The organism is Ottowia sp. (assembly GCF_035325765.1).
Lineage (GTDB): Bacteria > Pseudomonadota > Gammaproteobacteria > Burkholderiales > Burkholderiaceae_C > Ottowia.
The window spans coordinates 1-7,968 of record NZ_DAOKZG010000076.1 but is presented as its reverse complement, the minus strand read 5'-3'; the positions used below and the strand labels follow the sequence as shown (position 1 = coordinate 7,968).

Annotated in this window: 2 protein-coding genes and 1 tRNA gene; 1 reads left to right on the top strand and 2 read right to left on the bottom strand. The window is 74.4% G+C overall.

The annotated features are described in order from the left end of the window. Position 1 precedes the first annotated feature (1 nt). Positions 2 to 88, top strand: a tRNA-Leu gene (locus PKA16_RS15090). A gap of 539 nt (positions 89 to 627) precedes the next feature. On the opposite strand, the gene PKA16_RS15085 is transcribed toward PKA16_RS15090, so the two are convergent. Both PKA16_RS15085 and PKA16_RS15080 read right to left on the bottom strand, forming a co-directional pair. After that, complete coding sequence (locus tag PKA16_RS15085; RefSeq protein WP_324404394.1) at positions 628 to 3,534, bottom strand: DUF349 domain-containing protein; 2,907 nt, start codon at positions 3,532 to 3,534, stop codon at positions 628 to 630. A gap of 117 nt (positions 3,535 to 3,651) precedes the next feature. Next, positions 3,652 to 7,776: a DUF748 domain-containing protein gene (locus PKA16_RS15080; RefSeq protein WP_324404392.1), complete on the bottom strand. Its 4,125-nt coding sequence runs from the start codon at positions 7,774 to 7,776 to the stop codon at positions 3,652 to 3,654. Between the last annotated feature and the right edge of the window lie 192 nt (positions 7,777 to 7,968).

The following is a 7,968-nucleotide window of genomic DNA, read 5'->3' as shown; positions in this document are numbered from 1 at the left end:
TGCCCGGGTGGCGAAATCGGTAGACGCAGCAGACTCAAAATCTGCCGGTGGCAACACCGTGCCGGTTCGATTCCGGCCCCGGGCACCAGGGACGACGCGATGCACCATCCATGGTCCTGCGCGTGTTCCGTGCGGCAGGCCGCGCTGCGGCGCCAGCGCACAAGAGGCTCGGACGTTCGCCCGAAGAAGCCAGCAGTCCGCTCTTCCTCGTTTGCCGCCTGAATCCGGCAATCGGATGCGCCCGGCAGTGCCGTCCTCGCCGTGCCAGGCCAGGGTGCGTGCAGCGCCTCCAAAGGCGCCTGTGGGGCAACGCTGAACACGCCCATCCGCTGCGATCATGCAGCCGAAACCGGCCACTTGGCAGGCCGGTTTCTTGCGCCGTCCGATCCATGCGCACTCGGGTGCGGGAGGCCATCGGGATGCCGCTCGGCACCGGCGAGTGCAGCATGCACCTGCCCAGGCTCCGGCGGTGGCGCACGACCAGGCCGCGCCGCCGTGGGGTGCGCACAGGCGGAGCTCCCGCCACGCATGGCGCGGCACGCGGGCCTGGGGCGCACGCACGGCAGCAGGCCCAGTCACCGCAGCAGCGGTTGATCCGCCGCTGCGCAGGGAGGGCCGGCGCGCCGGCTATCGGCGCAGCAGAACCTTGAGGGCAGCCTGTGCTCGGCGAGTCGTCACCTCGTCGGCTTCGGTCGCGAACAACGTCGCCGCGTCCTCGCGCCAGGTCTCGGCCGGCTGCGGGTCGTTGCGGCGCGTGAGCAGTTGCAGCTGCAGCGCTCGGCGCGCGTCCTGCTGGTCGGCCGGCGCGGGGACTTCGGCCGCCATCTCCAGGCGCAGCAGCGCCGTGGCGGCCCGGGCGCGGTCCCCGCCGCCGGCGCCGATGGCCTGCAGCCAGGCGTTGCGCACCGAGGCGCTGACGGCGCGGCCGAGCTCCTGCGCGCTGGGAGCCAGCGCAGGATCGCGCTCCTGCCAGGCCGTCAGCAATTGCACCAGGGCCTCGCCATGCGCCTGCGCCGCCAGCTTGCGCAGCGCCGCCTGGGCGCTCTCGACGGCCTGGCGCTGGGCGCGAAACGCCGTGTCGCCCAGGCGCGGGCCGCGTTCCTCGCGCCGGCCGCGGTCGGCCCCGCGCGCGCCGTCGCGCCGATCGCCGAAGCGCCCGGCGCCGGCCGGGCCCCGACGCGCATCGCGCCCTGCCGGACCGTGTTCGCGCCGATCGCCAGCGGCGCGTGCATCGGCACCCGGCTGACGTGCCCCCGGTCGGTCGTCGCCGCGCATGGCAATGAGCGGCTTGTCGGGCCTGGGCGGCGTCGCTGCGTCCGCGCCTTCGGCCAAGGGTGCGGCCGCTTCGGGCGCCACCGGGCCGGCATCCTGCACCGCCGCCTTGGACAAGGGGCCCCGACTGACGGCCTCGAGCTGTTCCATCGCGGCCCGGATGCGCTGCGCATCGCCGCTGGCGTTGGCCGCCTCCAGCGCCTTGGCGGCCTGCAGCACGGCCTGGTCGTGCGCGCTCAGGGCAGCACGCTCCTGCTCGCGCTCGGCGCTCTTGCGGTTGAAGGCGGCGTCGAGCGGCTTGCGGAAGGCATCCCACAACTTCTGCTCGTGGCGACGCTCCAGCGGCACGGCCTGGGCCTCGGCCTGCCAGCGCTGCTGCAGCGCGCGCACCGCGTCGATGCGCAGCCGGGGCTCCGCAGCCAGCGCCTCGGCTTCGGCAATCAGGGCCTGGCGCCGCAAGGTGCTGGCCTTCTGCTCGGCCTCCAGCAGGGCGCCGGCCGCATGGATGGCCGCTTTCCACTGCGGCTGCAGCTCGGCAAAGGCCTTCTCCGCCAGATGGCCGGCGTTGCGCCAGCGCTCCGAGAACTGGTGGATCTGGCGGCCCATGGCCTTCCAGTCGACGTCCGGGCCGGCCTGCTGCGCGGCGCCCCAGGCCTTGACCTCCTCGATCAGGGCCAGGCGCTGGCTGCGATGTTCCGCCGCCTGGGCCCGCACCTGGTCCAGCCAGGCTTCCACGAAGCGGTGCGCGGCATTGCAGGCCCGGTCGAAGCGCTTCCACAGTGCATGGTTGGGCGGTCCGCCCTGGTCGGCCGTCTTCCACTCCTCGCGCAGCTTGCGGATCGCTTCCTGCAGCTTGCGTCCGCCCAGCGTCGGCACCAGTTCGAAGTCGGCGTCGGCGGGGGGTGCCGGTTCCGCCCCGGCCTCGTCGGCGCCTTCCAGGGCCGGCAACGTTTCGGCGGCGGGCTCGCCGGTCGGCGCGTCGACGGGCGACTCGGCAGGCTCCGCCGCGGCCTCGGCGGACGGCTCCGGGACGACAGGCGCGGTCTGCGGCGGTTCGACGGGTTCGATGGATTCGGCTTGTGGCGCCGCCGCGGCGGATGCGTCCGGCGCCGGCGCGCCACCCCCGCCCTTGCGCGGACGCCGCACCAGCAAGGCCTCGGCGCGCGCCACCAGCTGCTCGCGCGCCTTGTCGGCGCTCCAGCGCTGCCAGCCGCCCAGTTCGCCGGCCGACACCAGGGCCGCGTGCACGCGCGCCTCCAGGGCCTCGTCGATCAGGCGCCCATGGGTCTTGAGCGACTGGCGCAGGGCCTGGGTCGCGCTGTTCATGTTCTTCGTATGGCCCGCCCCGACCGCCTGCTCCAGCAGCATCACGCCGGCTTCCACGGCTCGCATCGCGGCGGCGCGCTGCTCGGGATCGACCTTGGGCCGCGCCGTCGGCGCGACCGCCTCGCCAGCTGCGGCGGCGCGCGCCGCGCGCAGCTCCTCGGCCCACACCGGCACGGGCGGCAGCGCGGCCGTGGCATCGCTGCTGGCGGCCTGGGCCTGCGCCAGCGCCGGGACAAAGGCGCTCCACACCGCCTCGAGCTGGGCTTGCGCGCTTTCCAGTTGCGGCGCAAAGCGCAGGTCGATGCTCGGCCACTGCGCCTCGGCGCGCAGCAGCTCGGCCTGCTCGCGCCATTGCGCCAGGTCCGCCTCGAGCGCCGGCTGGGCGTCGCGCGCCTCGGTCCAGGGCTGGGTCGACAGCAGCTCGATGCGCTGCGCCAGCAGGGCCGCGGCCTCGCGCTGCACCATGACGCGCTGCTGCAGGTCTTCCACGGTGCGCACGCGCTCGGTCAATTGCGCGCGCAGGCTGGCCAGCGGCTCGCGCGACAGCGGCGCGCCGGCCTTGGCGGCATCGCGCTGCCAGGCCAGGGCGTCGGCGATGTTCAGGCGCGCGCCGTCCAGCAGGGCCCGGGCCCGGGTTTCCCACTCGGCGGCCACCGCCTCCTGCTCGCGCGCGCGGCGCAGTTCGTCCAGGCGCTCGCGCAGCGCCTTCGCGGCGCCCTTGTCCTTGGCCGAGAGCTCCTTGAACACCTCCTGCATCTGCTCGGGCGCCGGCTCGGTCGCCAGCCACTGGCGCACGCGCTGGGCACGCTCGCCCGAGGTGGCGGCCGAGAACACGCCGCCCGTCAGGGCGTCCAGGGGATGGGCTTCGGGCGCGGCCGGCGCCGGGGCGTCGGCGGCGGCCGGCGGATCTTGCGGATCACGGGAAAAGGGAAACATGCTGGGCAGGAAGTACGGTGAACACGGACGCGCGCGACTCGCGCGCCGGACATCGGCTATTGTCGCAGCGAATGCGGCGGCGCTTCCCGTGCCCCGGCGCGGCGGCGGGCCAGGCCGTCAGCGGGTCGCGAGACTCAGCTCGGCGCGGGGCGACCAGGATGTCGACGCTGCGCCCGGTGCATGCGCGACCGCGGCGGGCTGCGCCGCCGTTGGCTTGTCGCTGTTCCCGACTGCGTCGATGCGCGGAGCGCCCAGGAACAGGCGCTCGGCTGCAACACCATGGCCCGCCAGGTAGTCCTTCACGGCCACGCCGCGGCGCAGCGCGAGCTGACGCATGGCATCGGCGTCGACCGGGATCTGCGCCATCAGCAGCGATTCCATCTCGGGCACCGGGATGCTGCGCTGCATGCCGATGACGTTGCGCGGCTTGTCCGGGATGTCGGCACGCCGGTACAGGCGTTTCAGCAGCTCCGGATATTGCGCCGCGGGCACGGCCTGGTCGGCATCGCCGGGCGCAGCGGCGACGGCGGCATTCCCCCCGGGCGCGCCCGCGTCCGTGGCGTCCGATGGCCGCGGCTCGTCGGCCGCCGCTGCGCCGTCCTCGCCCCGCAGCTCGGCCGCCACCAGCGCCTGCAGGCGCTCGCGCCGGAAACCCGCGGCCTCGACGCCGAGGTCGGCCGTGCCGGCCACCGTGAGCTTGAGCTGCGGCCGGTCGGCCAGGGCCTTGGCGATCTTGTCGAGCTGCGCCCGCGCCTTGGCATCGAGCCGCGCGCTGCCCGGCGCAAAGGCCACCGCGGACAGGTCTTCGCCGTTGCCGCCGAGTGCGCGCGCCAGCAGGCTGAAAGGCGCCGTGATGGCCTTGCCGATCAGGTTCACGATCGCCTTGAAGATGATCGGCCCAAGCGAAAACTGGGGGTCGTTGAGCGAGCCGCTGATCGGCAGGTCGAGGTCGATCACGCCCTGGCTGTCGGCCAGCAGGGCGGTGGCCAGCTGCACCGGCAGGCTGGCGGGCGCGCCGGCCACCGGCTCGCCGAACTGCAGCTGGTTGAGCACCAGCCGGTTGGTGGCCGTGAGCTGGCCGTCGGGCTGGATCTTGTAGGCCACGTCCATGCTCAGCTTGCCGCGATCGATGCCGTGGCCCGCGTACTTGACCGAGTACGGCGACAGCGGCGGCAGGTCGAGATCGGTCATCTTCGCCTGGATGTCCAGTGCCAGGGGATCGGCCAGCGGGTTGAGCTGGCCCGAGATGTCGAGCGCGGCCGAGCCTTCGGCGCGTCCCGTGAGCCTGAGCTCGGCCATCTGCGGATCCTCGGGCGAGGTGACCGAGGCAAAGGCACCGAGCGTGCCGTTCAGCTCGGTCAGGTCGGCCGAGTAGTTGGGCCGGATGAAATGATCGGAAAAATCGATGCGTCCGTTCACCAGCTCGGTCGGGCCGAAGTGCAGCACCGGCGCCAGCGGATCGACCGGCGCCGGCGCGGCGCGCGCGGCGGGGGGGGCGGCGGCGGCCGCGTCCGCCGACGGCGGCGCCGCGCCATTGGCTTCACCAGCCGCCGGCTGGCTCTCGGCCGCGGCCGTGGGTGCAGGGGCGGGCGCAGCCGCGGCGCTTGCATCGGTGTCCGACTTGAGCACGTCCTGCAGGTTGAAGCGACCGTTCGGGTGGATCACCAGGCGCGCGAAGAAGTCGGACAGGCGCGTGCCGCCGATGGCGACGCGCGGCGCCTGGCCGGGCTCCAGCCGCACATCCAGGCCCGTCAGGCGCAGCTGCTTCCAGCTCAACAACTCCTCGCCCAGGCTGCCGCCCGGCGCTTCGGTCGTGCTGGGTGCCAGCGCCGCGCGCGAGGCCGCGGCGGGGCCGGCCGCGGCGGCCGCCTCCACCGTGCCGGCCTGCGCGCTGATGGCGCTGCCCGGGCGGCTGTGCGTGCGCAGCTCTTCCACCCGGGCATCGCCGGCGACGCTCAGGCGCGGGCCCCGCGCCGTCTCGGCGAACGCCACGCGCCCCTTGTAGCTGGTGTCGGCGCGCAGGATGTCGATGTTGAGTGCCTCGTCGAAGTACGGCGTGAAGGCGTGCACGGGCAGGCGCTCGGCCACCACCTCGCCCTGCGCCGCCAGCGGCTCGAGCGTCAGCTGGCCGCGCCATGCCAGGCGCCCCGGCTCGCCCGACCGCCGTCCCGTGCCCAGGCGAGCCGACAGCTCCAGCGGCATGGCGTGCCGACCGGGAAGCTGCAGCTGCCGCGCGTCCAGCCGCAATTGCGTGAGCTGCGCGCGCACCGGCTGCGACGGCGCGAGATCGGCGTAATCGAGCGCACCCTCGCGCAGCGCCAGCGCATCGAGCTGCACCGTCCAGGGCGGCTCCGGCGGCGCTGCGTTCGCCGCGCCCGCATCCTCTGCTCGCGCCTCGCGCAGCCAGCGCTCGACCATCCAGCGCCCGTCGGCCGCGCGTTCCGCCTGCAGCCACGGGGCCTGCAGCGTCAGCTCGGCGACCTGGGCGGTGCGGGCGCGCAGGTCGATGGCGGCGCCGGACACGCTCAGGCGCTCGATGCGCGCCAGTTCGGTGTCGCTCGCGCCGGTCGGCCGGCGGCCCCGGCGCGGCGCCGCGGCATCGGCTTGCGCGCCCACCAGCGCCAGCCGATCCAGCGCCAGCTTGTCGGCGGTCAGCTTCAGCTCCGGCGCCGCATCGGGCGTGGCCGGCGGCGCCCAGTGCAAGCCCAGCTCGGCCCCCAGTTCGCCCGTCAGCCGCGGCTCCAGATAGGATGCGAGATACGGCTGCGCCAGCGCGAGTGGCAGGCGCGCGACCTGGACCTTCAGGTCGGCCTGGCGCAGGCTGGCGCTGCCTTCGAAGGATAGCGTGGGCCGCTCCGGCTGCGGCGCGTCGGCGGTGCCGCCAGCCGCCTGCGTCTCGGCCTGGGTTGCCGCGCCTGCGGCGGTCCCGAGCGTGGCCGAACCGCTGAACGCGAAAGGCTGCTCCAGCGGATAGGCGATGGCGTGCGCCTGCAGCGTCACGGCCTCGAGATGCACGGCGGCCGCCGGCGCCGTGCTGTCGTCGCGGAAATCGACGGTGCCGCCGTGCACGGTGAACGCATCGACGCGCAGCCGGGGCCCCGCGTCCGGCGCCTGCGCGGCCGGCACCCCCGCGGCGTCGGGTGCCACTGGAGCCGGGGCCGCGTCGGCGGCGCCGCTGCCCGCAGCCGGCGCCAGGTTCAGCGATCCGTCCGGGTGGCGCACCAGGGTCACGCGCGGCTGTTCCAGCTCGATCGCCGACAGGTGGAATTCGCGCTCGAGCGGGCGCAGCTCGGCCAGCTCCAGCTTGAGGCGGTCGAGCGCCAGCGCCGGATCGCCCGCCGCGTCCTCGGCGGCAAAGCCGCTCAGCGTCAGCACGCCATCGAGGCGCAGCGACTGGCGCGGCTCCTCCTCGAAGCGCAGGCGCAGCTCGGCATCGACGGTGCCGGAGCGCGGCCGCAGCGACAGGTCGGCCGGCAGGTAGGCCAGGTAGGGCTGCAGGTCCAGGCCCGCCAGCCGCAGCGCGGCGTCGGTGCGCCGCGAGGCGTCGAACGGCAGCGCCTGCGCGTCCGAGTCGAAGCGGCTGCCGTTCAGCACGAAGGCCAGCTCGGGCCGCACCGTGATCTCGCGCGCCGACGGCAGGCTGCTGATGAAGGGCACCGCCAGCTGCAGCCCGGTCAGTTCGTGCTTGCGCGCCACCGGCTGGTCGTCGAACTCGACCCGCCCGTCACGCAACTCGATGTTGTAGAGCGCAAAGCGCGCCGGTGCGGCGTCGTCCGGGGCCTTGGGTGCCGCGGCCAGGCGCGTCAGGATGTCGTCCACGTCGTAGTGGCCGTCGCCGCGGCGCGCCAGCCGCAGCACCGGGGCCTGCACCTGCAGGGCATCGATCACCGGCGCCAGGCGCACGATCGACTGCCAGGCCGCGTTCAGGTAGACGCGCTCGATGCCGAGTTGCGCCGGCGCGCCGGCCGCGCCCGCCACCTCGATGTCCTGCACGCTGAGCTCCAGCGTCCACGGATTGAAACGCACCTCGCCCAGGTGCACCGCACGCCCCAGTTCCTGGCTCGCCAGCTTCTGGCCCTGCCAGCGCACCAGCGGCGGCACGCCCAGCCAGGCCAGTGCCGACAGCAGCAGCAGGCTGCCCACGGTCCACACCACCCGGCGCACCCAGCGATGCCTGCCCCACCGCTGGCGGAGGGTCGGTTCAGATGCGGGCGGATCGACGGGCGGCGCGGAATCGGACATCACAGTCCTGCATTGTGACGCCGACGGCTCGCCGCCGCCACGCCGCGAGCCGGCATCGGCGCCGTCCCGCCGACCCGCGCAAGAGAAAGCCCGGTGGGAGGCCCTGAAGCCTGCCCACCGGGCTTGTTGGCAGCACGACTAGTGTAGTGTTTCGTTCTGTTTGGAACTTAAGCGGCTATTGGCACGGATCAC